The organism is Coprococcus aceti (assembly GCF_025567285.1).
Classification (GTDB): Bacteria; Bacillota; Clostridia; order Lachnospirales; family Lachnospiraceae; genus Coprococcus; species Coprococcus aceti.
The window spans coordinates 62,516-87,065 of record NZ_JAOQJT010000001.1; the positions used below are offsets into that span (position 1 = coordinate 62,516).

The 24,550-nt window shown below is 43.5% G+C and carries 26 protein-coding genes; all 26 read right to left on the reverse strand.

Annotated elements, in window-relative coordinates:
• Window positions 1-103: 103 nt before the first annotated feature.
• Entirely contained in the window at window positions 104-946 is an 843-nt protein-coding gene (locus OCV54_RS00260) for a sugar ABC transporter permease (RefSeq protein ID WP_015534551.1), read from the reverse strand.
• Window positions 946-2,382, reverse strand: coding sequence for a carbohydrate ABC transporter permease (locus OCV54_RS00265; RefSeq protein ID WP_055222262.1), 1,437 nt, complete (start codon window positions 2,380-2,382; stop codon window positions 946-948). Before OCV54_RS00265 ends, OCV54_RS00260 begins: the two co-directional genes overlap by 1 nt.
• A gap of 104 nt (window positions 2,383-2,486) precedes the next feature.
• Window positions 2,487-3,794, reverse strand: a complete 1,308-nt coding sequence (locus OCV54_RS00270) for an extracellular solute-binding protein (RefSeq protein WP_015534549.1) — start codon at window positions 3,792-3,794, stop codon at window positions 2,487-2,489.
• A 511-nt stretch (window positions 3,795-4,305) separates the two neighbouring features.
• Complete coding sequence (locus OCV54_RS00275; protein WP_022217055.1) at window positions 4,306-5,316, reverse strand: LacI family DNA-binding transcriptional regulator; 1,011 nt, start codon at window positions 5,314-5,316, stop codon at window positions 4,306-4,308.
• A gap of 187 nt (window positions 5,317-5,503) precedes the next feature.
• On the reverse strand, window positions 5,504-6,088 hold the full coding sequence (locus OCV54_RS00280) for a transcriptional regulator (RefSeq protein ID WP_022217056.1): 585 nt from the start codon (window positions 6,086-6,088) through the stop codon (window positions 5,504-5,506).
• A gap of 222 nt (window positions 6,089-6,310) precedes the next feature.
• Window positions 6,311-7,231 (reverse strand): GH25 family lysozyme, encoded by a 921-nt coding sequence (locus tag OCV54_RS00285; protein WP_055222263.1) that lies wholly within the window; start codon window positions 7,229-7,231, stop codon window positions 6,311-6,313.
• A gap of 1 nt (window position 7,232) precedes the next feature.
• A complete protein-coding gene (locus OCV54_RS00290; RefSeq protein ID WP_055222264.1) occupies window positions 7,233-7,658 on the reverse strand; it encodes a phage holin family protein in 426 nt (141 codons plus the stop codon).
• Between the two features lie 18 nt (window positions 7,659-7,676).
• On the reverse strand, window positions 7,677-8,885 hold the full coding sequence (locus OCV54_RS00295; protein ID WP_055222265.1) for a hypothetical protein: 1,209 nt from the start codon (window positions 8,883-8,885) through the stop codon (window positions 7,677-7,679).
• Window positions 8,886-8,897: 12 nt separating this feature from the next.
• The gene (locus OCV54_RS00300) at window positions 8,898-9,983 is read right to left on the reverse strand and encodes a collagen-like domain-containing protein (RefSeq protein ID WP_055222266.1); all 1,086 of its coding nucleotides are present in this window, start codon (window positions 9,981-9,983) and stop codon (window positions 8,898-8,900) included.
• A gap of 14 nt (window positions 9,984-9,997) precedes the next feature.
• A complete protein-coding gene (locus OCV54_RS00305) occupies window positions 9,998-11,968 on the reverse strand; it encodes a hypothetical protein (protein WP_055222267.1) in 1,971 nt (656 codons plus the stop codon).
• Between the two features lie 10 nt (window positions 11,969-11,978).
• Window positions 11,979-12,347: a DUF6711 family protein gene (locus OCV54_RS00310; protein WP_055222268.1), complete on the reverse strand. Its 369-nt coding sequence runs from the start codon at window positions 12,345-12,347 to the stop codon at window positions 11,979-11,981.
• A 15-nt stretch (window positions 12,348-12,362) separates the two neighbouring features.
• On the reverse strand, window positions 12,363-15,980 hold the full coding sequence (locus OCV54_RS00315) for a coiled-coil domain-containing protein (protein ID WP_055222269.1): 3,618 nt from the start codon (window positions 15,978-15,980) through the stop codon (window positions 12,363-12,365).
• A gap of 40 nt (window positions 15,981-16,020) precedes the next feature.
• Window positions 16,021-16,386 carry a hypothetical protein gene (locus OCV54_RS00320; protein ID WP_156327879.1) on the reverse strand — a complete coding sequence of 122 codons (366 nt, stop codon included), beginning with the start codon at window positions 16,384-16,386 and terminating at the stop codon, window positions 16,021-16,023.
• Window positions 16,328-16,795 carry a hypothetical protein gene (locus tag OCV54_RS00325; protein ID WP_055222271.1) on the reverse strand — a complete coding sequence of 156 codons (468 nt, stop codon included), beginning with the start codon at window positions 16,793-16,795 and terminating at the stop codon, window positions 16,328-16,330. The genes OCV54_RS00320 and OCV54_RS00325 overlap by 59 nt, the downstream gene beginning before the upstream one ends.
• A gap of 85 nt (window positions 16,796-16,880) precedes the next feature.
• A complete protein-coding gene (locus tag OCV54_RS00330; protein ID WP_055222272.1) occupies window positions 16,881-17,303 on the reverse strand; it encodes a phage tail tube protein in 423 nt (140 codons plus the stop codon).
• 22 nt (window positions 17,304-17,325) lie between these two features.
• A complete protein-coding gene (locus OCV54_RS00335; RefSeq protein ID WP_055222273.1) occupies window positions 17,326-17,700 on the reverse strand; it encodes a hypothetical protein in 375 nt (124 codons plus the stop codon).
• Window positions 17,697-18,224: an HK97-gp10 family putative phage morphogenesis protein gene (locus OCV54_RS00340; protein WP_055222274.1), complete on the reverse strand. Its 528-nt coding sequence runs from the start codon at window positions 18,222-18,224 to the stop codon at window positions 17,697-17,699. Before OCV54_RS00340 ends, OCV54_RS00335 begins: the two co-directional genes overlap by 4 nt.
• Before the next feature lie 2 nt (window positions 18,225-18,226).
• The gene (locus OCV54_RS00345; protein ID WP_055222275.1) at window positions 18,227-18,562 is read right to left on the reverse strand and encodes a hypothetical protein; all 336 of its coding nucleotides are present in this window, start codon (window positions 18,560-18,562) and stop codon (window positions 18,227-18,229) included.
• Window positions 18,519-18,884, reverse strand: a complete 366-nt coding sequence (locus tag OCV54_RS00350) for a phage head-tail connector protein (protein WP_055222276.1) — start codon at window positions 18,882-18,884, stop codon at window positions 18,519-18,521. The genes OCV54_RS00345 and OCV54_RS00350 overlap by 44 nt, the downstream gene beginning before the upstream one ends.
• Window positions 18,885-18,894: 10 nt before the next feature.
• Complete coding sequence (locus OCV54_RS00355) at window positions 18,895-19,164, reverse strand: hypothetical protein (RefSeq protein ID WP_055222277.1); 270 nt, start codon at window positions 19,162-19,164, stop codon at window positions 18,895-18,897.
• 10 nt (window positions 19,165-19,174) lie between these two features.
• Window positions 19,175-20,014 (reverse strand): major capsid protein, encoded by an 840-nt coding sequence (locus tag OCV54_RS00360; RefSeq protein WP_055222278.1) that lies wholly within the window; start codon window positions 20,012-20,014, stop codon window positions 19,175-19,177.
• A 16-nt stretch (window positions 20,015-20,030) separates the two neighbouring features.
• Window positions 20,031-20,693 carry a DUF4355 domain-containing protein gene (locus OCV54_RS00365; RefSeq protein WP_055222279.1) on the reverse strand — a complete coding sequence of 221 codons (663 nt, stop codon included), beginning with the start codon at window positions 20,691-20,693 and terminating at the stop codon, window positions 20,031-20,033.
• Window positions 20,694-20,857: 164 nt separating this feature from the next.
• The gene (locus OCV54_RS00370; RefSeq protein ID WP_055222280.1) at window positions 20,858-21,127 is read right to left on the reverse strand and encodes a DUF6275 family protein; all 270 of its coding nucleotides are present in this window, start codon (window positions 21,125-21,127) and stop codon (window positions 20,858-20,860) included.
• 80 nt (window positions 21,128-21,207) lie between these two features.
• On the reverse strand, window positions 21,208-21,414 hold the full coding sequence (locus OCV54_RS00375) for a hypothetical protein (protein WP_055222281.1): 207 nt from the start codon (window positions 21,412-21,414) through the stop codon (window positions 21,208-21,210).
• Complete coding sequence (locus OCV54_RS00380; protein WP_055222282.1) at window positions 21,411-23,027, reverse strand: minor capsid protein; 1,617 nt, start codon at window positions 23,025-23,027, stop codon at window positions 21,411-21,413. The genes OCV54_RS00375 and OCV54_RS00380 overlap by 4 nt, the downstream gene beginning before the upstream one ends.
• Before the next feature lie 7 nt (window positions 23,028-23,034).
• On the reverse strand, window positions 23,035-24,537 hold the full coding sequence (locus tag OCV54_RS00385) for a phage portal protein (RefSeq protein WP_055222283.1): 1,503 nt from the start codon (window positions 24,535-24,537) through the stop codon (window positions 23,035-23,037).
• Window positions 24,538-24,550: the final 13 nt, after the last annotated feature.

Genomic DNA, 24,550 nt, shown 5'->3' on the forward strand with positions numbered 1-24,550 from the left:
GGCTAATTATAGCAGGCATCCACACCACCATCCATATGTGGTCCATCCGGTACGCAGACACCTGCCCAAAATAAATTTTCTCATTTCTCTCAGACCGTCCGCCTTAACCCTTTACAGAACCGCCAGTTACACCCTCTACATAGTACTTCTGCATGATGACGAACAGTATTGAGATAGGGATAGCTACCACGATACCGCCGGCACAGAATACTGAGAAGTATTTGTTGACAAGTGATTTTTCAAGCATATTGTAAAGACCTATAGCTACTGTCCAGTCCTTCGAAACTCCTGAGTTGAGCATAAGCTTTGCGAATACAAAATCGCCCCAAGGTATAAGGAAAGAACTGATTACCTGATACACTACTATTGGCTTACACAGAGGAAGAATTACCTTCATAAATATCTTTGCCTCCGAAGCGCCCTCAAGTCTGGCAGCCTCCTTAAGTGACATTGGTATTGTGTCCATGAATCCCTTCATGATGAGGAATCCAAGTCCCGATCCCGCTGAGTAAACTATGATCATACCGAAATGGCTGTTTGTAAGTCCCAGCATCTTCAGGATAAAGTAAATTGCTATCATGAGAAGTGGGCCAGGGAACATGTTGAGTATCAGCGACGCACTCATGATCTGTTTTCTGCCATTGAATCTCATACAACTCATCGCATAGCTGACCATAATTACAAATATAGTAGAGATGATACATGTAAATACTGCAATGATAAGTGTATTCTTGAACCATGACACATACTGCACAACCGAGTCAGGTCTTGTGAGCAGCTGAACAAAGTTGTCCATAGACCAGCTAGTTGGGAAGAAATGCGCTGTGTTGATTCCCTTATATCCGCTGAATGAGGTGACAACCAGCCAGATGATCGGAACCAGCCAGATAACTGCGAGGACAAGTAATACGATATGTTTAACGATCGAACCTATTGTTTTCTTCATTACTGGTACTCCTCCTCTTTATCTCCTGAGATCATTCTTGAGAATGATATAAGTGTAAATGCTGCACATATGATAAATACTATGATACCGATAACAGATGCCATCTTGTAGTCGTAGTATTCATTTGTAAGTCTGAACAACCATGTAACAAGAAGGTCAACTTCCTTTGCATGCGAATTGGCAAGCGCCTGATTCTGTGTGACGAATACATCCTGTGTGAGCAGGTAGATTACGTTGAAGTTGTTGATATTCTTTACAAAGTCTGTTATAAGTGCCGGGCCCTGAATGAACAGGATATATGGCATTGTGATCTTCCAGAACACCTGGAAATTTGTTGCTCCATCAATCTTTGCACTCTCGATCTGATCTGTAGGTATATTCATCAGAACACCTGTTGCGATCAGCATCTGGTATGGAACACCGACCCAGATATTGATGAGAATGATCATTACCTTTGCCCAGTGAGGATCAGTCAGGAACGGTATATATGTAAGATGCTCACTGACAAGCCCTGCATGCTTAAGCATGTCTGTGATACCGATATTTGAACAGATAGTGTTCACAATACCTGAATCAGCGAAGAAGTTTCTAACCAAAAGCAGTGTTACGAACTGTGGAACTGCTATTGATATGATGAAAAGTGTTCTCCACATCTTTGGCAGCTTGGTTGTCTTGGAATTAATAGCCTTGGCAAGAAGGATACCGCCTATGAATGTGGTAAATGTTGCCATGACCGCCCATACAAGTGTCCAGCCAAGAACCTTTCTGAATGAATATCCAAATGTGACTGTCATGCTGTTTGAGAACAGGCTTGCGAAGTTCTTGAAGCCCACCCATGTAAACAGTGAGTTTGGTGGAAGGTGCTGCTGGTCATAATTGGTAAATGCCACCGCTATAAGAATAAGTATCGGCAGAATATTCATTATGACTACACCAATTGTAGGAAGTGTGAGAAGTGTTATGTGGAACTTCTCGTTGAAGAGTGACTTCATATCTTCCTTGAATGTATTTATATGTTCTCCATTTTCCTTCATCTGCTGAAGCTTGTACACTGTCTTGATATTGTGAATGTAGAAAAGCACGAATATAAGAATGATGAACAACGCAACCACCGAATTGAGAAGGATCTGGAAAGAATTGTCGTAATTATTAGTGGTTGTCTGCATGGTGAGTGGATCAAATACCTGCTCAAACTTTACAGTTCCAAGAGTTCCAAATTTGGCAAGGTTTGGTGCCGCATAGCCTACGCACATCAACACAAACGCAGCCTCAACGATGAGCATGATCAAACCATTGACGATCTGCTTTCTTGCGAAGTAACCTGCACCCATGATAACCGCTGAGAGCTTAACCCATATATCACCTTTTGCAAAAGCAACACCAAAATTCTTGAAGTATCTTCCTATGGCTTTAAAGAATCCTGATATTTTCTTCATGAAAAAGCTCCTCTCTTTTTAAAATGCCCCACATGCCACGAATGACATATGAGGCATTCTCATTATAACCTATAAATATTATTCAAAGTACTTCTTAATTGAGATTACTCCTGTGATACAGGTGCTTCAATTCCTTCTACAGCATTGTCGAGAAGCTTCTGAAGATCTGTTCCGTCCGGATTACCCTGGGCAAGGATTGAACCAAGTGTCTCAGCTGGTGTCCAGTAGTTGCCGCCTACACGCTGTGGTGTTGCATATGCTGCCTGAGCTGCAAGAGCTGATATAGCTGGATCAGCCTTAACTTCTTCTGACTCTGAAGCGTTGATGTTTGAAGGACCAAGGCCTCTCTGCTTAAATCTTGTAACCTGTGTATCCTCTGATGTAAGATACTCAGCAAGAAGCATTGACCAGCCTACGTTCTTTGAATGTGGGTTTACACCTACAAGCTTGCATCCTGAGAATGAAGCCATCTGAACCTGCTTGCCTGCAACTGTGTATGTAGGAAGCTTAGCTGCTGCATAGTTCTCGCCCCATGCTGCCTGAGCGTCTGCCGCTCTCCATGTTCCGTTAACTGCTGCACAGATCGTACCCTCAGCGATTGCTGTTGCCTGTGTAGGATCATCCATATCTACAAATGCGCCAGTCTTAAAGAGATCAAGAATTGCCTGAGCTACGTCTGTACCGCCTGCCTGATTCCAAGTACATGTATTTGTAAGTCCGTCATCGTTAAGTGTAAGGTCAAGACCTGCACCCTGGAAGAATGAGTATACATACCAGGCATCTGATACGTTCATAGCAATCTTCTTATTTGCCTTCTTTGCTGCCTCGATCATAGCATCCAGTGACTGAACATCATCCTCTGTGAATACTGATGAATCATAGAACATGAAGTATCCGTTATCTGCTGTCATTGGATATGCATATAATGTTCCATCAACAGAAGCTGCCTCAACAGAAGCTGCTACATTCTCGTTTGCAACATCAAAAGTATATGTAGCCTGTACCGGCTGAAGTGCTCCAGCCTTAACCAGCTCATTGATCTGATCATCAGCAAATGCGAATACATCAGGAGCAGCCTCAACGTCTACCAGGATATCATCCTTTGTCTTTGACTCTGACTCGGCTCCGAGTGTGATGTTGAAGTCAACATCTGAATACTTTTTCTTGAATTCTTCAATAACCTGTGTTGTGAGATCCTGATCTTCCTCAGAAGCCCATACCGAAAGATCTACAGTTCCTGTTGTTGCATCAATTAAGTTCTGAATCGCATCATCTGATGCTGCAGCCTGTGTTGTGCTGTCGCCAGCAGCTGCTGTTGTTCCTTCGTCCTTTGAATCTGCGTTGCCACATCCCGCAAGGCATCCTGCCATCATCGCAGCAACAAGTGTTAATGATAAAACTTTCTTTCTCATTCTTATGTCCTCCTCTTTAAATAAATAATAAGAAAATTAGTTGCCCTTATTGTTTCCCGTGCGCAATCGGTTGTTCTTTATGGTTATATATTATCAGTTCTGTTTATTGTTGTCAACTACTAATTCATATAACTTTTAAAATAAAAAAATATACATTTTGCACAAGCCACTTCATTCGGAAACGTTTCCATGTTCGTTATATTTTGCGCACCCGTTTGCGTTGCATACTATATATGGTAATATTTGTTAATCATCTGCAATCCCATATGTGAGATTTTCATGTTTCATTTCCTTTTCCAGCCATTATTACACTCATTTAGGCCGTTTTTCATTACTTTCCTCTTTGTTACACCATAGAATATTGCTATAACAGCAATATTCTATGGTGTATTTTCATGCCCGTTGCGCATCATTTTTTTGCGCATATTGCGCATATTCTGGCCCTTTTCACATAAAAACAGGGCGTCAGCCAAACACTGACGCCCCTCTAGGAAGGATATATAACTATGAATTACTTCGTTGACTCTTTTAATCTGAGTTCATAACCCAGATGTGTCTTCTTCTTAACTTCGTTGCCCTCTATAAAATCCACCAGCAGTTTACATGCCACCATTCCAAGCTCACGCGGATCAAACTGGAGCGATGTGATCGCAGGCTGGTAATTGTTCAGAAGTGAGCTGTTGTAGAATGACGCAACTCTCACATCAGTTGGCACCTTTATGCCCTTCTTATCCAGTATATTAAGTACATTCTGGCATATTCCATCATCCATACACAGTATGCATTCTGCTTTCTGCTTCATTATCTCTTCAATGGCATGTTCACATAATACGGAATTATCTATATCAAAGTATACCAGGCTGTTATCTACCGGTACCTCCATATCCTCCATCGCATCAAGATATCCTCTATACCTGTTGAGGGTTACCACATGATTCTTATTGCCACCCATGAGGGCTACCTTAGTCATTCCTTTGGCAAGCAGTATAGATGTAAGCTCACGGCATGCACTTCTGTGATCATGATCAACCTGGACAACATTGTCATCATCCATACTTCCAACCACAACAAATGGTATCTTTTTTTCCTTGAGATATTCTGCCGGGGCATCATTCACAAGAGTTCTTCCAAGTACAACCCCATCCACCTTATGATTCTCAACAATTCTCTCCAACTGGCTCATATCATCCGGTGACACTGTACACACAAGCACATCATAATCCACTGGCGCAGCCATCTCCAGCAATCCCATCAGGCACTTCTGAAAGAACGGCAGATCCACCACGCTGTAGTCGCTCGGCATGACCCATCCTATATTATAGGATTTTGACTGTGCCAGCCCCTTCGCTATAACGCTTGGCTTATAATTATGCTCCTCTATATACTCGAGAACTCTCCGCCTTGTCTCGGCACCGATCCTTCCCTTTCCGGAAATCGCTCTCGATACTGTAGTCTTAGATATATTTAACGCCTCAGCCACATCAGAAATGGTCATCTTCTGGCCTGACTCTTTTGTCTCCATGTTCAAGTCTCCTTTTGTTCAGCACATATCTCCGCATTTGCGCAACGCTCCATGCGCAATCGGTTGCCCTTGATATTATCATAGCTTTTTTTGTGCACAAGTCAAGATTTTTTTGATTTTTACCATGTCAAGTTGGATATTTTGTCAAATAGAACAAAGATATTTTTTTTATTTGTGCAATTATATCTTACTTTGATGCCCACAGATCCCTGAGAGCCTGCTGCAAATAAGAGAAATCCACAGATGGCACATCCGGATTCAGTCTGCCCTCTTTCCTGCACACATCATATAATCTTATTCCAAGAGATGCCACATCCCGTCTGTCCTCCGCAGGCAGACTTGCATACAGCATGTCAAATTCAACCAGAGCTTTAAGGTCACCTGACCAACCCGATGCAAGCCAGGCTATATCAGCCGTCTTGTCATCTCCAAGTGCTTTAACGCTCTCAACCAGTTGACTATATTTACTGTTGACAGTTCCATTCTTCATACCCTGCCAGTGAAAAAGTGCAGTCTCAGACACACCGAGAACACTAGCTATAGCCGGAATGTGCCGCGCTGTCGGAAGCCTCTCCTCATTCTCCCACTTGTAATATATCCCTTCTGTTATCTTATGATTCTCCGGCAGGAGCTCATTTATCTCCGCAACCATATACTTTACCGTATACTTCGAAGATCTGCTGTTTTTGCGGATATCCCGCATATTGAAGCCTATCGTATCTACCATTTCTGTAGAATCCGACGCCCCCTTTTTTGTTCTCCTTCTATTCATCTCTCTCCTCCATTGTATACATTTATACATATTGTTTATTTTATAATTAATATATTGATATGTCAAAATATCTCAAAATGGCTTAAATACGTTACTTTTTGAAGGTACTTCGTGTAATAACATATCATGGCAAATCAATTTTTTGCCCCTAAATTGCCCCTAAATTGCCCCTAAATTGCCCCTAAAAAAAGCCCACCATATTGCTATGATGGGCTCTCTGTTCTACTTCAAAATCTCATTGACTTTGTTCTGGATTATAGTTGGATTATACCCCGCTGCCTTAAGCCTATTGATACGCTCCTGTCCGTTGCCCCACTTGCCTATGATGACTTCATGAGCAACTGCATTGATGATCTTGTCCTCTGACATCTGTGAAGCCTTGACGAGCTTGTTGACTGCTGCCTGTACCTTATTGTAATCATATCCAGCCTTTGTGAGTCTATTCTTACGATCAGTACCGTTGCCCCACTTGCCCGCCAGCACCTCTTTAGCCAGTGTGTTGACGCTCTTCTTTACCGGCTTAATAGTGACAATCTTCACAGCCTTAGTAGCCAGCTTGTGCCATGATGCTGCACTTATGTATGCTTTGTTGAGGTCAAGGTTGCCATTGTAGCCTGAGAGCTTGCCAACAGATGTATACTGCCTGATCAAGCAATTATATTTTCCTTCGTTCCATGGGTGCTCCTGGTATCCAGTCTCAACATAATCTGGGTACTGAGCGACCCACAGGCCAAAACCAGTTTTCTTCACTGCATCCATAGCGCTCTTCTGGATGTATATCAGTGGCTTAATGCCTGTCTTTTTCTGCACATAACTGCACCACTGCAAGCACCATTCCAGATCCTTGACACCAAACAGATGGTTGTCCTTGGCTTCCCAATCCAGAATAAGTACCGCCTTGCCGATATACTTCTTTACATACGCAAGGAAGTGGTCAGCCTCTTTCTGTGGATCTCCGCCATTTGCATAGTGGTATACTCCCAGAAGTTTTTTTCTACTCAAAACTTTATCACAATGCGCTGCAAAGTATCTGTTCTTATAGTCTGTTCCCTCGGTTGCCTTAACGATGCAAAAATCGTATGGCACTTTAGCAAGGTCTATTCCAGCATCCCCCTGCCATGCACTGATGTCTATTCCATTCATATTATTCCCCACCTTTCTCTTCGCTCTTTGAGGTTAATATATCTATTGCTTTATTGATTACCTTAGGAAGCGGTACACCCATGAGACCAGCGTTCTCCACAATACTGATCGTCTCATTTACAATAAATCCTATTATCACCGCATCCCGGATATAGTTTGACCCTATCGCCAGATCGAGCCTATAGGCTATCAATACAAACAAAAGGGACATGCCCTTACGACATAATCCCTTCCATCCTGCCTTGCTCTCTAAGGCTCCTGACGTTGTTTTCTTACTGTTGTGAAAAACTCCAGCCACCACCAAGCCACTCACATAGTCTATGGCCATGAACATGACCAGTGTTGCCAGCCCTGCATCCCATCCACCAAACAGGGATGCTATCACACCGCCTATTGCTCCGGCGGTTGTACATATTGCATTTTTCATACTTTCTATCCTCCTAAATTAAGATGTCAATTTATCGCCTGTCAGCCATGTTCCAGAGAGTGATATCTCATCATTTGCTGCAAGTTTCACTGTAGTACCCATCATGCAGATGTTTCCGTCAGGCCCCACGATTCCTGTAACCGGCGGTCCCTGCTGACCGGATGATACAGCTACGATCGATACCGGCCTGAAACCAGTCGGGACGGATGCAACACCTACAGTTCCGGTCCTACCAACAGCGTATGACTTCTTGACCTTACATGACATGTACATCTGCACAACATTGCCGATACGTCTGAGGTTTCTGTTTGTTATATTAGATGCATTTGTGCTGTTAACCGTTATTGCACCGGATATACCTGTGCCATCAAGTGCCATTCCAATGCCGCTGTCAAGATAAGATGAGCTACCTGTTTTCCTGTTTGTACCGGTTGAATAGTCGCTATCTGTTGTCCTCGTAAACGCAAGAGCATTTCCATACATACTATTGTATGCCGCTATTGCCCAGGTCGAATTTAAGGTTGGAAGCGATATGAGCGGGTAATAGTTGTTGTCAAGAATGGTATCGCCAGCATTAAATACCGCATTATCCCTTGCGGTCAGCCAAGTGGATGCTAAGATTGAGTCTATTACCTTAAAAAGTGACGCTCCCACATCTCCTCTGACTGTCAGTGACGACTCGCCAGAGTTATCACCGATGATAGTATTCTTTCCAAGCCATACCACGCCTGCCTTAGCTGCGCTCACCGAACTGTCATTCGTTATGTATATACCATCGCTTCCGATCACAAGCTGCTGCTTCAGTCCAGCGATACCTACAATGATGTTGCCATCCTTGAATGTTATATACTTTGAATAGTTGTCCGGATCCGCTTCGTCAACGTTTATAAGTTTCTCCCAGAATAGCTTCAATTCATTCCCTGACTTCTCAACTGACAGAGCCTTGTTGTAAGCTGCCTTTGCCGCTTCATAGCTGCTTGACTTAGATACATCTGAATATGACACAGAACCATCACTCAATATTGTCTGATCTACAAAGTACAAAGTATTGGTAGATCCACTGGTGTAGCTTGGCTCAGTTGTAACCCATTTCCCACCGGGAGGATTTGCCGTTGGCTTAGCTGGTGCTGTAGCCGTGGATGACTGAAGTAGATAATATCTTGTTACACTCTTGACATCCTTGACATTAAATATGGTTATTTCTGCCTTGGCTTTGATTGTAGCCATAGAAACACCCCCTTACGCTTCAAGCTGACATGTTATAGCCAGTGAGTTAGGTACATCTCCTGCACCCACCGCATAAGTATTTGAAGACTTCTGGTATACTCCGCCTGCATACCACTTGACTGTACCTATCCCAGATACTACTCCTGTTGAAGAAATAGTTTGTTCAGCACTGCCCTTGAATACATGTGCTGTAAGTACCGTAGAACCGGTGTTATTCTTAAAGATGATTCCGGCACTTGATGTAATTGTTAATGTCAGTGCATCCGCTCCTGCATTGCCCTGAGGGCCCTGTGGGCCTGTTGCTCCTGTTGCGCCTTTCTCACCCTGAGGGCCAGTTTCTCCAGTTGCGCCTTTATCACCCTTGGCGCCCGTTTCGCCTTTGATTCTTGCCCATGTATAAGCCCCTACTGTTGCCGGGTCTGCTGGGTTATAATCAGTGCATGTGCCGATATACATTCCAACATCTTCTCCTGAGTTGGATGTGAATGTCTTACCTCCATCGTTTGAATACTTCACATGAAAATATGGTGTCTTGCCGTTTGTTCCTGGAGTTCCCGGAGTGCCATTTGTGCCATCCTTAACAGTCTGAGTATGTGTGCCGTCCTTATCAGTGATAGTGATTGTTGTTACACCATTAGCCTTTGTGACAGATACAGTTGGTGATACCCCCTGCGGGCCCTGAGGTCCCTGTACTCCCTGATCACCTTTATCGCCTTTAGCTCCTGTTGCTCCTGTCTTCGCTACGGCAAACGAGAACTTCTTGTTGATCGTTACCCCATCAACAACAACTGGGATAGTTGCCTCGCATGCAGTTGTCAGCTTCGCCGTCAGAGTAAATGTGATTGTGACTTTTGAAGTTCCACTGTTACTTACCGCAGCTGTCACTCCTGTTGGGCAAACTATTGCCTTGGCATCTACTGTAACAACGGAACACATGTTATTACCACAATATGCTGCCGCATCTGTTGTGCATTTAGAACCGGCCGCAGCTCCCTGCGTGTCCCCAAGGAATGTGTATGCTTCGCTTGACAACACTACGTTGTAAGCATCTGATACATCAAGTACAGTAACCTGATCTGCTGCTTTTATTGTTGCCATATATATAATCCTCCTTAATCTGTTATAAGTTCACACATGAAAGTTACTTTTGTGTCCACGTCATCTGGTGAAAGGGTAAAAGAAAATCCGTCGTTACCCATTCTTGAATCGGCGGATGATATTATTCCATATTCTTCTTCATCAAGTTTCTGCCATTTCCACTGGATGTAGGCTGAACTTCCATACACTTCATGTAACTTATCTATTTCTGTTATCCTGTCTTTTCCGTGGTATATCACCACAGACAAGACTGTTGATACTGCATTATTTTTAAATACGGTTCCTCTTGATGATTCTATCCTCAGGAGTGTGGTTATCTCATCTCTGACATTATCAACATCCTGTTTTATGTCACTTATAACGTTTTCTATGTTCTGTTTGCCAAGGGTGAATTTATCTGCTGATATAGCAAGATGTGATTCTCCCTTATTATCCACATAGAACATTATGAAATTGTCAGAATCACCAATGTTTATCTGGCCATCACTTCCGAGATATGTTCCCCGGGATGTATTACTCATACTCTCTTTTGCGCCAGAGTATAAACCACCATCCGCTATGTGCCAGCCGCCTATTGTTGCTCCAAATGCCACAAGATCATCAACAGCTATCTTAGTTGCCGTGATAGACTTGGCTCTGATCACACCGCCATCAAGGCTGTTGTAATCCGTCTGCTCTTTCTCTACTGTGTTACCATCAGTATTCAGTTTGTAATACAGACCATCTTCACCCTTGATGACGAGCTTATCCGCTATGACTGTACCACCCTTGATACTGTCTCCCAGGATAGTCACACCAACGAGTGTTCCTGTGACCTTCTGATCACCGACCACAACATCTTCAATCAATCCCGACTTGGCGAAAAACTGCTCCAGAGCTGCCTTACCTATATTTGCAAAATCTATCTGTGCATACTTGATAGCCGCATCTTTCGCATCCAGCTTATCTGCGTACAAACGCCTGTATACCTGCTGCACATAGTTCTCGGTTGGGCTTACATATGTCGCTTCACTGAGTTCTGTACTGCCATATGATCCGATAGCCGTTATAAGCCCGCCGTCATAACTGAAATCCAAGCTCATGACCGGCACCGGATATGCTTTGCCATCTCTGCTCAATACCTGTACTATATCTCCAAGCTCAAGTCTCATATCACCCGCAAAACTGCATGTCGTTGGATGATAGCTCATATCCTTCAGCTTTGCATACAGGCCGTCAAGAATCTCCTGTGTCATCAGGAAGTTGCTTGTTGCTATTCCTGTAAGCCCCTGTCCTGATTTTATTGTGCTGTTCTCATCAACAGCACATGAGATATACCCAACCTGAAACATGTTCTCTTGCACAACAACATCATCAAACGACCTGTTAAGCCCTACCGAATAATCCGTTGTCGTGTACCACCTGAAATCAAGCACTCCGTTCCTGTCAAATGTCGCAAACTTACCAGTAAGGCCGGCTATGAACCCAACTGCCTGTCTGTATGTGTAGCCATCAAAGTTTTTTGATATGTTGATTCCTGACGGAGCATTCTTCATTCTGATGCCTGTCAATGTCTCTATCTCTGCACATACCTCCGATATATCACAAGGATATAAGAGATTAGACAGATAATATCCTGACATCTTGTAAGCCATCCTGTCGTATGCCGTGAATGTGATCCTGCCATCATCAACAGTAGGTTTCTGGGCCATGAAGTATCCCATCTTGACATACTCTATACTGTCATCATCAAGCATGAGGCCTATCTCAAGCAGAAATTCCTTGCCGGTCAGACTTATATCCGGCTGTATCATTGTGATATCAAGCTGCGTGGAACTGGCGCACCCTATCTCTAAGGTGCTTGTTCCAGTTCCGGCTATACACTTCATATCAACACTGACAAAACCGGATTCTATGACAGTGTCATCACATGTTATACGTGCTCTGAAGGTTCTGCCATCGCCCATTATTCTATTGCCAAAGTTATCTGATACTTTCGTGTACATCCGATATCTCCTACTTCTCTATCAGGTCAACTCCAACCCCTGTATACCTGTACATTCCATCACGTATGTCATATACCGGGTATGTCGGAGTGCCTGCATACATCCTCTTTGTTACATATTGCTTTGTTCGTGGATCCTTGAATTTAACATCAAAAAAAGAATCATAGATTGCACTCTCTATAAGTGCTATCTGTGATTCTGTGAGGTAATTCCACTTAATCTTCAATGTCATCTTTCTGGCCACGATATCACCGAACATTTCTCCATCCGAGACTCGCCCAGTGTTCTTGCTCCAGATCTTCTCTGGCGCATAAGTGAGACCACCATTGATCGCTGGATCTGGCATGTCCACTCCATTTATAACAAGCTCTGCTGCCACAGTCTCACTCCTTTCCTATACCAATATTGGATTCTTGCCTGTCTGGATGGTCCTGTCGTTGATGTCCTTTATAACAACATCTGTAACCTGTTTGCCGCCGACATATACATTTATCACAGGTGTGTTTCCACCTGACTTGCCGCCACCGCTGTTCGCCGCTGTGACCGCCCTGTATACACCAGCTTCAATACCTTCGACTATCTGAGCATTATTCGCAACCGCTGTCTTACCATTGCTGAACTTACCAACAAGCTCTCCGTGGTTCGCCATGAACAAGCCGTCCTCCGGGAAACCGCCAGTCGCAAATGTGGATATATGTCCAACATTAAAACCAATTGTAGTTCCATCGAATAATGTCTTATATTTTCCGTGAATAATATCATAATAACGGATAGGATTAATCTTCCAACTCAGCTTGTTAAGATTGTCGATAATGTAAGTATTTATCCATCCAATAACCGTATTTATGGCTGATCTGAAACCGTTTTTTAGTGCCTGCGCAGAAGTAGCTGCTACGATTGTGAACCTTACAGTCTTATTCTTCCACTGTGCCGCTCTATTGTTCCACCACGTTTTTATGCTCTGAATCGTTGTCACGGAATTAACGCTAAACTTTGATATCTTATTTTTCCACTGTGCCGATCTATTGTTCCACCACGTTTTTATGTTCTGAATCGTTGTCACGGAATTAACGCTAAACTTTGATATCTTATCCTTCCACTGATCCGCCCTGTCCTTCCACCATTGTCTTATAGCCGCTGGTGTAGTTGCTACAGTGGCAGTCAATATAGCGGTTTTATCTTTCCAGTCCTGCAGCTTATCTGTTGCCCAGCCTTTTATCTTACCAACAGTTTCCTCATCAAGCGCCGCTGACAACTTTGCTGCTATAGGCAGTGACTTGTTTTCTGAGTCTCCCCACAGGCTCTTTATCGATTCCCAAATATCTGACAAAGTATTCTTCAACTTGAGACCAACCTCAAGTGCTGTATCCTTGAGTTTAGCCCATACATCTTTGATACCTTCCCATATCTTCTGTGCCTGATCTGACCAGTCTGTGCTCTTGATCTGATTGATAATAGCATCCCAGATAGCAAGTACCAATTTGTAAAATGCGCCTGCAACACTGATGACAGCCTTGATAGCACCTGTAATGATTCCTATCCAGTCTACCGATGTTATTGCATCGACAAGATCTGTACCAATAGAATCCCAGTCCACTTCATCGAAGAATGTCGATATACTGTTCAGTACACCCTTTACACCCTCACCGAAGGTCTTACCACCCTCCTTAAAGTCTATCGCTCCAAAGAAGTTATTAACTGTCTTGCTTGCACTCTCCCCGGCTTTCTTCCAATCAAACGTCTTGGCAAAGCCAAAGCCTGTATCTATGACATTCTGAACCGCTGTACCAAGCGTATCTCCAGCCAGCGACCAATCTGTAGTGGACAGCGTGCTGTTTAGTGTTTCCGCAAGGGACTCTCCCCACTTCTTAAAATCAAACTTCTTCTGGAATGTATTGATTGCTCCCAGAATTGTGTTGATTCCATTACCAAGTGTGGATCCTACAAGATTCCAGTCTGTCTCCTCAACTGCTCCATTTAAAAAGTCGGCTATCTTCTCGGCTATGCTGTTGCACTTCTTCTGGACACTGCTCCAATCAATAGATCCTAAAGCACTGTTTATCTTGTCTCCAAGGGCCTTTCCAACAGCTTCCCAGTTGCCACTCTTGATAGAATCTGCAAGGCTGCTTGATATATCAACCTTTGTGGTTTTCCAGTTGCCTGTATTCAGTCCGTTTCCGGAGCTGCCGCTTCCGGAGCTTCCACTGTTATCATCCAGCTTGGTGATCTCGTCAAACCCCAGCAGCACATTCTGCAGTTTCTTTGCACTTGCCGCCGACTGGTCAAGGCTTGCCGAATAATCTTTCTGAGTATATACAGCCTTTTCAAATGTTGTTTGACCTGTAAGGTATGCAAAGAACTCAGCTAGCTTGTTGAATGCATCAGCCACAGTGTTCACTATACTTGTAAGTATTGGTGTTATATAGCTGAGTAGCGGCTGAAATGCTGATAATATGCTACTTTTCAGATAGGTAAATGATGATGCCAGCAGTGACAGATCATTGTTCACAACTGCCGATTGCTTCGCAAAGCTCTGCAAGGTCTCACCCATGCCACTCATAAGCTGCATAAACAGCATTGAGAGCACCATAGACTTCACCATTCTGGCAGTCTGTGTAAACTTAGAGCTTAATCCTGACAGCTTATCTTTAAGTGATGATAATCCTCTTCCTATCAGTGTTGTATTCTCATAAAGAGAGAGCAGTCTGTGCCCAGCATTGCCCGCCGCAGTTCCAAAGTTTCTTATGTGGGACACACCATTTTGGAACCTATGAATCAGTGATGCAGTAGCATTACCGACATTCTTGACAGTAGATGCAAGTCTGCCAAAAAAGCCAGTAGATGTATTCTGAGATGTATTCTGCAAAGCGGCACTGAGCTGTGATATGCGTTCCTGTGCCTGCTGTATAGAATCCCTTGTCTGCTGCATATTTGCCTGAAGCATTTCCTGCTTACCGCTTAAACTTGCTGACTGTGCCGATGCCGTACTATATGCGTTCTGAAGTGATCTCAGTTTATTCTCCTGCTGAGTAATAATAGAGTTCATTCTCTGAAGCCCCTGTGTGCTTCCAAAGTTTCTGCTTTCGGCACTGACTCCTTCCATGGCTGTTTCCAACTTCTCAAGTCTTCCCCATGCCTGTTCACTTGATGTATCCAGTTCATTCATCTTTTTAGTCATGTCTTCCATGGACATGAACGAATTACCAACATCTATGATGTCATAAGGAGACTGCTTGAGTCTCTCCATGGCATTGAATAACTCGTTGGCTGATATTTTATTTTCATCAAGTGTAGTCTTGAGTCTGACCATCTCTGCATTTATGCTGTCGTCAATATTCAGCTCAGACATTATTGAGGACATCGCCTCATAATCTCTTTTTAAACCATCAAGTCTTGTTTGCTGTGCCTGTATATCATTACTGGTTTTCTGAACCTTCTGATTCTGTATATCGTACTTCTGATTCACTGCGTCCAGCTTTATCCTGTACCCATTGAGGGTATTCTGCAACTTCTGGAGCTTGGCCTGTTCCGCATCAAGAGCTTTCTGTGCCTTTTCCTGTGTTGCATCACCGGGATTTCTCGAAACCTTATACGATCTCGTCTCACCGCCATTGTTTGTATTCCCACCCCAATTAGCTGTTGGCCTTGAGTTGAATACATCCTGCATAGTTTCTTTGACTTTTTTCCATCCGGTCGTTATTTTGGCCGTTTCAGCAGTGCTCTGCTTTGATACAGTCTGCATCTTGGAATTTATCTCACCAACCGCCTTGCCTGTTCCGCTAACAGTCTTCGTAACCTCTGACATCTGCTTGTTATATGCAGCACTCTGCTCTGTGAGCGTCCTGAGGTCTTTTGACATATCCTTGATAGGCTGCGTTATCTCATCCAAGGCACTTGCTATGTCCATGGTCTGTGCTTCAGTTCCCTTGAGAGTTTCGGTAATATCTGAAAGAGCTTTCTTCAGCTCATTGGTGTCAGCAGTAAACTTGACGGATATCTCCTCTATTGTCATATTCTGTCCCACCTCCTTCCTTTTCGTATTTCTTCATGATTTATTTTTTGCTCTTATCCACATGCCTGTACATTATTGCCTTGTACTTCTCAAGCTCTGCCTGTCTCTTTTCTTCCTCGTTCCAGTATGGGAATATATCTGATACATTTATATCTCCATCATTCTTCCATACCCACATGGATATAAGCTCAGCCTGCCTGAATGCTATGTTGGCTTCGTGCTGGTGCTTCCTGCGTTCCCGCTCGTTGTAAACCTTTATCATTTCAACAAGCTCACCCCAGGTATAATCCAATGCCTCAAAGAGGCCCACACCGGCTATCCTTGCTTCAAAGAGAAGCCTATCTATATCATAAGGGAGTGCTGTCTGACTTATCTTCGGAATCGCCCGCCGTTGGGGTCTGTCCATTATCCTTCTGCAGCTTCTCTACCCTTTCCTCAAGGCTGTCAAACATAGTCTTATATGTTGTATTGATGCTGTTCACAACACTGTTTGCCTGATCCTTCTTGATGATTCCAGAATTGACTGCAATGTCGGTAAGGACCTTTGCAAAGTCCTCAGCTCCGCTTCTGCCGTTCTCAACAAGCAGATCGTAAAACTCCTCTCCATCTGTGATCTCGTTGTCATTGTCCTTGTAACCCAGAGCTATGCCAAGAATATCAACCGCTCTGTCTATATCATCTACTGCACCCATAAGAGTTGCCAGCATGTTCTCTTCGTACTTCTCCTTGAGAATCTTCTGACCACCTGCTGTAAGTCTCAAGTGAAACTTCTTCTCTGCTCCATCTACCTTGAGTTTGATTTCCAATGTCTGCATATCTGCTTTACCTCCTAAAAAGGCAGGGAGACCATGCCCCCTGCCTGTGATGTATTATTTCATATTGTTGTATTACAAAAATGGATTATGCTTCTACCGGATCCGTAACCTCCCACTCACCCTGAAGGTTTACAACTGCCTTTGCCTTAATGAGGTTGTTGACCTCGGCACCGGTAACTGTCGTTGTAACATATCCCTTATTCTTGAATACTGTCTTGTCAGGGAATGTGACCTCAACATCAACTATAGCCCCAGCATCCTCAAGGCCCTTGAGTATACGATAGTCTGAGGTTGTTGCTCCATTGTCATAGAGATACTCTACCTCCCAGCTATCGTTCTCCTGCACACCTGGAACACTTTTCTTTGACTTATCCTTGAAGCATGTAGCATCAAGTGATGAAGGTGTTCCTCCAATGTCTCCTATCTTTGTTGCATAATTAAGGGCTGTCTTGCCTATCTTGATATCAAGACCTATTGAGGCAAGTCCCTGCTTTGGTGTATCTGCCATTGTTTTATACCATCCTTTCTGCTTATGAAATAAGCCTGTTTGTTCTTGTGTCTACTTTGCTGCTATATCTGAGAGTCTTTCTGCAATATCCGCTGGCATCAACATTATCTCCATCGTCATCTGGACTTTCGTAGTCCCTGTTGAATCCAAGATCCACCATCTTCTCATCAACCTTCAGCATGATATCTATACATTCATCCAGAGTGGTTGCCCATATGTCTATCTGAAAACCCAGATTATCAACAACGCTGTGCATACCTGTGCCAGTATTGGTTATCTGTATAAATGTGATCAATGGAACATCTCCAATGGACTTGGGGTAGCTCATTTTCACCTTAAGTCCATCGTGATCTATACTCTCAAGCAACTCTCGGATCTGTCCTCTTGCATCTATCATCTGGTGATCTTACTCTCCATTCTTACTGCCGATTTCAGTCTTTCTACTATGTGCTCCTCATTGTTCTTCATTGCCGGGTAAAGGTATGGCTGTGGTTCCTGTCCTCTGGTAAGATATCCTATAACCTCACCATCCTTCTTTATAGGTATGAAGTGATACTTCTCAGCCTGAGCCTTATCTATCTTGTCAACAGGTATCATCCATGGTGTCTGCCTGTATCTGAGGTCTATACCCTCAACCTTAAGGCCTGCCGCCTGTCCAACAGGTCCGGTCCCAAACTCCACATATGCTGCATAACTCGCATTGTTGTATACCTCACCAGCAATCTTATCTTCTGTCTCAGTTACCCTTGTCTGTATCTTCTCTCTGAGATATCCACCATCAACAGGGGCAAGTGATCTAGCTTCTCCTGCTATGCGGTCGGCTTCCTGCTCCACAATCTGTTTCACATTGCCATCTATCCCATTAGAAAGTTTATCCAGGGCACTTATGAGCGTATCCAGTCCTTTGATTTCAATAGGCATATCTACTTCACCCTTTCTATGATGACAAGGCGATAAGAGGGATAAGGTTTGATGGATTCCACGTTGTACATGTTATCGCCCACCTTCACCCGGTCTTTTTCTTTCAGGCTGATATCATCATCGAACACGCATCCCTGAAGCATCTCATTGACACGCTCACCATACTCAGCTACTTCAACCTCTGAAGATATAGGACTCCACAGGATTCCCTCAAGTATTCCAGATGGCTCCGTCTCATATACATATGTTTCGTTACCATACCTACCCTCACGTACAGAATAGCGATATATCCCGCTATTCTGTCTCTTCTGTGCTATCTTTCTTCTTATGCTTGACATATACCCTCCTGTATCTCTTGAGGCTGTCCAGGACCTTATCAACCTGTGTATCAAAGCTCTCTCCTGTGAGATATGTAGTATTCTCGGACACAACGCCCTCTGAATAGCTCTCAGACTTTATGTGCTTGTCAGCCTGGTCTCTCTCATAGAGTATAGCTGCGATCTCGACCGCCTTTGAGGCAAAGGCTTCATCAAACTGCTTCACATTCAGAAACAGAACTATCTCATCCTTCGCCTCTTCCAGATAATCGGTAAGGATCTCATCGCTTATATCCTTATCAGAGCCTATCTTCCTCTTAAGCCTTGCCAGTGAATCCATCATGTATCACCTCTCAGTCGGTCGCTTTTGTGGCTGTCTTTGTGGCTGTCTTTGTGGCTGTCTTTGTGGTTACCTTTGTTTTCTTCTGAGGCTTTACCTCTTCCTCCACCGACTCTTCTTCTTCTGCTTTCGCATCCTCCACCGGCTCTTCCTCTGCCGACGCCGCAATGACAGGTTCATCCTCTATAACAAAGGTCTTTATGTCCTTGCGGCAATGCTCTACAACACGCTCATTCCGGCAAGTGAAGCTGTGTCCTGTGATAATATTCTTTATAATAGCCATATCTGTCCTCCTACTTCTTGTTCACTGTGAGAGTTGCAAGTGCATCCTTCTGCAGTACCTTTGCACCACAGAGGTGAAGTCCCTTTACAGCATCTGAGAAGTTGCTCTCTGGTCTGTAACCCTCTGTCTCAGTGATCTGCTCAGCAAATGAAGTGCCAGCATTTGTACCGGCAAGTATCTTGTACTTTGCGCCCTCTGTATTCGGTACATTGTTTGATACATAGATCTGGAAGCCTGCGGCAGCTCCGATGTGTCCGCCCTGAAGGATTGCCATGTTGACATCTGTACCATTGCCCACGAATCTTGAATCCTTCTGAAGAAATCCATGATAGAATGGTGGCACAACTACCCAACGACCTACAAGTGGAACATTCTTCTCTGTGAGCTCCGTTCCAAGATCTACAAGCAAGTCATATGCATCATCCTTAGTTGGAACAATTGGAGACTCATCACTTCCGATTGCTCCGGCAGCACCGGCTACCATGATTCCTGCAAGCAGTGAATCAACAGTATCATTCAGACCATATGCAGCTCTTGCCATGGCCTCGTTCATGAGCTTTGGGTTAGTCTGAGCATTGTCCACATCCTTGATGGCAAAGTTGAAGTAATTTGCCTGATCAATAACAAGTGTATTCTGCTCACCTGTAAGCTCATCCGGATCATCAATCTTTGCTCCTGTATACTTCTTGATCGTGATGTCACCGATCTGGTTGATCTTTACAGTATCACCATACTGCGTGATCTCACCCTCATAATCTCTGTTGACAAGGCCTGCATACACATGGATCTTGTCAAGATGTGCAAGAAGTCTTGCACTCCATATCTGTGGAATAAAATTCTTAACTGACATATATCATCTTCCCTTCTTACTTATTCTGTTTGAGCACATTCTGCACCTCATCCCAGTGTGCGTTGATCTCTTCAACACTCATGGACTTTATGCTGTCCATTGTTATTGTTGTGCCCTGGGTCTTATCCCTTGGTGCTGTGCCTCTCATCTTGTTACTGATTGAATTTGAAACAGCGTTTCTAAAAGTCTCTTCAAACTTATCTATCTTAGCCGCTGTCTCCTCTGCTGTGTCGCCTGTCAGAACTTCAGCAAATGAAGCGTCCAGTCCTCTCTTGATCAGCTCCTTGCCTGTTGCAAGTACAAGCTGCTGTCTCTCAAATGCTTTCTTCTCAGCGTCAAAGGCGGCCTTATCCTTATCAAACTGATATTTTGCTCTCTGCTCCGCTGTCATCTTCTCCAGCTTCTTAGCCTCGTCAAGGTTTTCAATAGCTTCCTTGTCCCACTTCTCCTTGGCTGTAGCAAGTGCCTGTGTGACTCTTGCGTCCGAAGCTGACTGAACAGCCTTTTTGAACTCTGGTCTTGCCAGAATCTCCTCGACTGTCATAGTCTTAAGCACATCTTCAAGTGATGCTGTGCTTGTTGCCTGGTTCTGCTGCGCTCCCTGTGTCTGTGTACCAGGCTGTGTTGTTGCCTCACCAATCTGTGCCTGTGTCTGTGTTATCTGCTGTGTGTCTGCCATAACTTTACATTCCTTTCTGTGTGCCTGTCAGTTCATGCCTGCCAGTAGTCTATTGATACGTCCCCAGCAAGTTCATGCCTTGCTGTTGAGGTTTTAATGTCTTTTCCTTGACAATAAAAAAGACCATGTTTTTACCATGATCTAAATTAGCTACTATTCTGTTCTTATTCCTCTGTATAACACGTATTTGTCAACTTATGGTATACATCCTCATACAGTTCCTGTTTATTGCCATTGTAGGTATACTCAGCATATATCCCATCACCACTGATATTTGTTGACGCAAGGCATTTATAATTCTGTAATGTCTTGCATGACCAGACAATATATATGTCGCCCTCATCTATCTGTATATCTGGGTGATTCTTACGATACCATTCAGTCAACTTCTTGCGACATACATTCTCAAAGTGTTTCATTCCTGTTACTATCATTACTTATCCTCCTATTTTTTGCATTAAAAAAACACCATACATCTCTGTACAGTGCTTGTAATCACATCTAGCATTCTTTTCTACTCTTCTCCTATATGCCTTTTTCCGGGCTTATATAGTTCTTCTATAACTCCATTGGCTATATCTCCGCCTACATATCCTGGACCATACAGTTTGTCCAAATGTGCTCTAACCTCCGAATCTCTAGGCAATGACCTAAATTTTTCTCTCTGCTTATCATATTCCTCATATGATGTAATACTTAAAAACTCTTCTTTTAAAGTCATCTTAATGCCTCCTCTATCAATTTGATCTCGTACTCATTGAGCATTGTTTTGTCCTTTTGATACACTCTGAAAAGCTCTGAAATAGCCTCCCACATAAATTCTGTATTTAAATTACCATCTGGGGTGATAGCCTCAGTTACGCTATTAATATATAATCTACCTTGATATTCGCTTATAAACTTATCACCATGCAATATATAAATATTGAATTTTTCACCTGAATCATTTTCATATATTTCCGAAGTAATATCTGCATCGCTTAATCCCTCAGTTAAGTATTTCTTATACTTTTCCACAATTTTAGGATCCATCATGCGTTCTTCTATCAGGTGTCCAAATTCATGATCTATATCCTCTTTCTCAGCGCCTTTGGCAATGTTGATAATGCCTTTTTTTACATCACAACTACTGCCATTCTGCCCCATATTAAAGGTTACATCAGCCATTGCTTTCTGCACTTTATCTGGCAACTGTGAGTATGCGTCAACAACAGCTTTTTCATCTCGAATAATGTTTACATCCGACTTTGACGCTTTAAACATTATATCTCTTATATTATCACCATTTTTTGTATTATCAACATCTTTCTTCTCCAACACATACTTCCTGTACCACTGTGCATAACTCATTTCAAACGGCACATGAATATTCTTACCAGTCTTCGGATCTCTTGCGATTCTTTCCTTTGGCAGGTCCTCTCTATATCCCATTGTTGTAGATCTGCAATGAGGATGCATAGGCGGGAAGTTTACACCCTGTTCTGCCTTTGACACAAAGAAAACCTCTTTATCCAGCTTTCTGCAGATGGATGATGTCCGCAAGTCCAGTGTAGCAAGGTATATGTATCTTAACACCCCTGCCGCCTTGTACGACTTCAATGTTCCCTGGTTACAGCAGTTGTTTACCTCGGTGCGGATTACTCTGTTTATGTTGTACCTGCCGCCATCTATCTTTGCCTCCAGCGCAAGATCCATATCTCTGATACTCTGCCCGGTCATAAGTCCCTGCGTTATAACCTGCTCGAGGCTCTTTGCCAACTTATCTGTGTTCTTCCATATTCTTTTAGAATAGTTGAACCCTGCCCATTCAGTCTCTATGGCTGCCTGTACATCCCTGTCAGCCAGCTTTGTAAAATCAAAGCCAGTCTCAGTTCTGCGCTGCATATCATATATGCTTCGGTAGTAGCTCTCGCTATATGTATCTATGAGCCTGTTTTCAAGCCTTCTGTGTGCATCGGCACCAACCATATAAGCCTGTGAGTATACCAAATCTTTCAGAGCTTCCAGCCTTGATATTCTCGCCGCATAAGCCGGAGCATTGAGCCTTGCAAGTATAGCCTGCCTGGCTATCTCCTCCTGACACTGTGCAAGTGTGATCATAAGATTGCGGCGCATAGTCTCCGTCTGTTTTTCATTAAGAAGCCTCAAGGCGGCATCCTGGCTTATTCCTGAATCACGTGCATACTTACCAAATATCTCCTCTATCTGCTTCTCTACGATATCCACAGCGCCATCAAAGAGCTTGTTTACATGCATAATATCAACATCGGCTCTGTCCTGGGAGAGCTTCTCAAGATCTACAGCTCTCTTCTCCCAATAGTTGTTGTCGCTCATAGATCACCTACTCTTTCTCAGGATCCTTTTCTTCATCATCCTTGATAGGTGTCTCCATATCCTGTGCATGCTGACTGCCAAACGTGGCAAGGTACTGCTGCTGTTCCTCGGCTTTCTGCTTCTTCACATTCTCTATGACCTCATCAACATCTTTGATAAACCAGAGCTGTGAAAGAAGTGTCTTATCACCCACTATGCCCCTGAGCTGAGTTACCATATTGATGATTGTTGGCTTATCTATTGGCATTGCAACTGTGAATACAACATCAAGCTCTTTCTTGTCTATGAGAGACATTTCACCCTTGACATTAAGCCAGTGGTTGTACATCTCGAATCTCTTCTTGAGCCCTTTCTCAAGGCTCCTCATCTTGTTCTTCACAAGCATATTCATAACCATCAACTTGAGCATGAGGGCCTGTCCTGAGCTGTTTCCTGCAAAGTTCTCATCTGTCATATCAACTGTAAGGGTCATCTTGTGGATTTCTCGGATAATATCATTACAGAGCACTGAAACACTGTTTTCATCAAATGCTTTCTGTATGTACTCTATCTTTCCATCCAGTGGCAAGCCATCAATGAAGCGGTTCTTCTTCAGTTCTTTCTCGTCATCGTCATCTAATGTCATACCGAACATGGCAAGGATTGAATTGACGAACTTCTTCTTGTCTGTCACTCGGTCGCTGAAAAGCTCGTTGAGTGCATCCTGCATAGGAATGATCTGTTCAAAGTCACCCTGTCTCTCATCGTTGTTCTGGTACTCCACCACAGGAACCTCACCAAAGTAATGCTCCTGTTCGCTGCCCTCAACAAGGTAAAATTCAAAGTTATCAAGGTCACGACTCCTGTATTCTTTGGTGTTGTGATCATTGCATACAGTGATTGAATAATACTTTGATTCATTCAGATCTTCCTGTATCTCATAAATAATCGCAAATAACTTATTGTGCTCCACTGTATTGTCTCTGACCATGATACAGTTCATAGGGTTCACTACTGTACTTCGTGGCTCTGGATTTTCATCGCTGTTGGCATAAAGCTGTTCATAGGCTTCGCCATATATGCCTATAGCCTTACCTATCTTGGAATCTATCTCTGATATAGTCTCATTGTCGTATACGTCCTGTATGCGGCTTATATCAAGTTTCTGGGACAAGTCAGGATCATACAGCTTCACGCTTCCATTCTTGATAGATGCTTTCACACCACCTTCAAGCTCCTTGCGCTGTTTATCCGCTTTATCCGCTTTGTCGCTGTTGTACTTGACCGGTTCACCGAGATAATAGCCAAGGCCGACATCAACCACATATTTAGCATAGTTGACATTGAACCTTACAACATCATCATCGTCATCCACTTTGTGTGCAAGAATATCATGTCTACCCTCGTAGTAATCCTTACACTTAGCCCATCTGGCAAGCTGCCCTTTATGCTTCTGTATGAGGTATTTGAAAACCCTTGAATCTATGTTGTCTAAGTCCGGCACCATTGCCGGATCTATGTATATTGCCATCGTGCATATATCC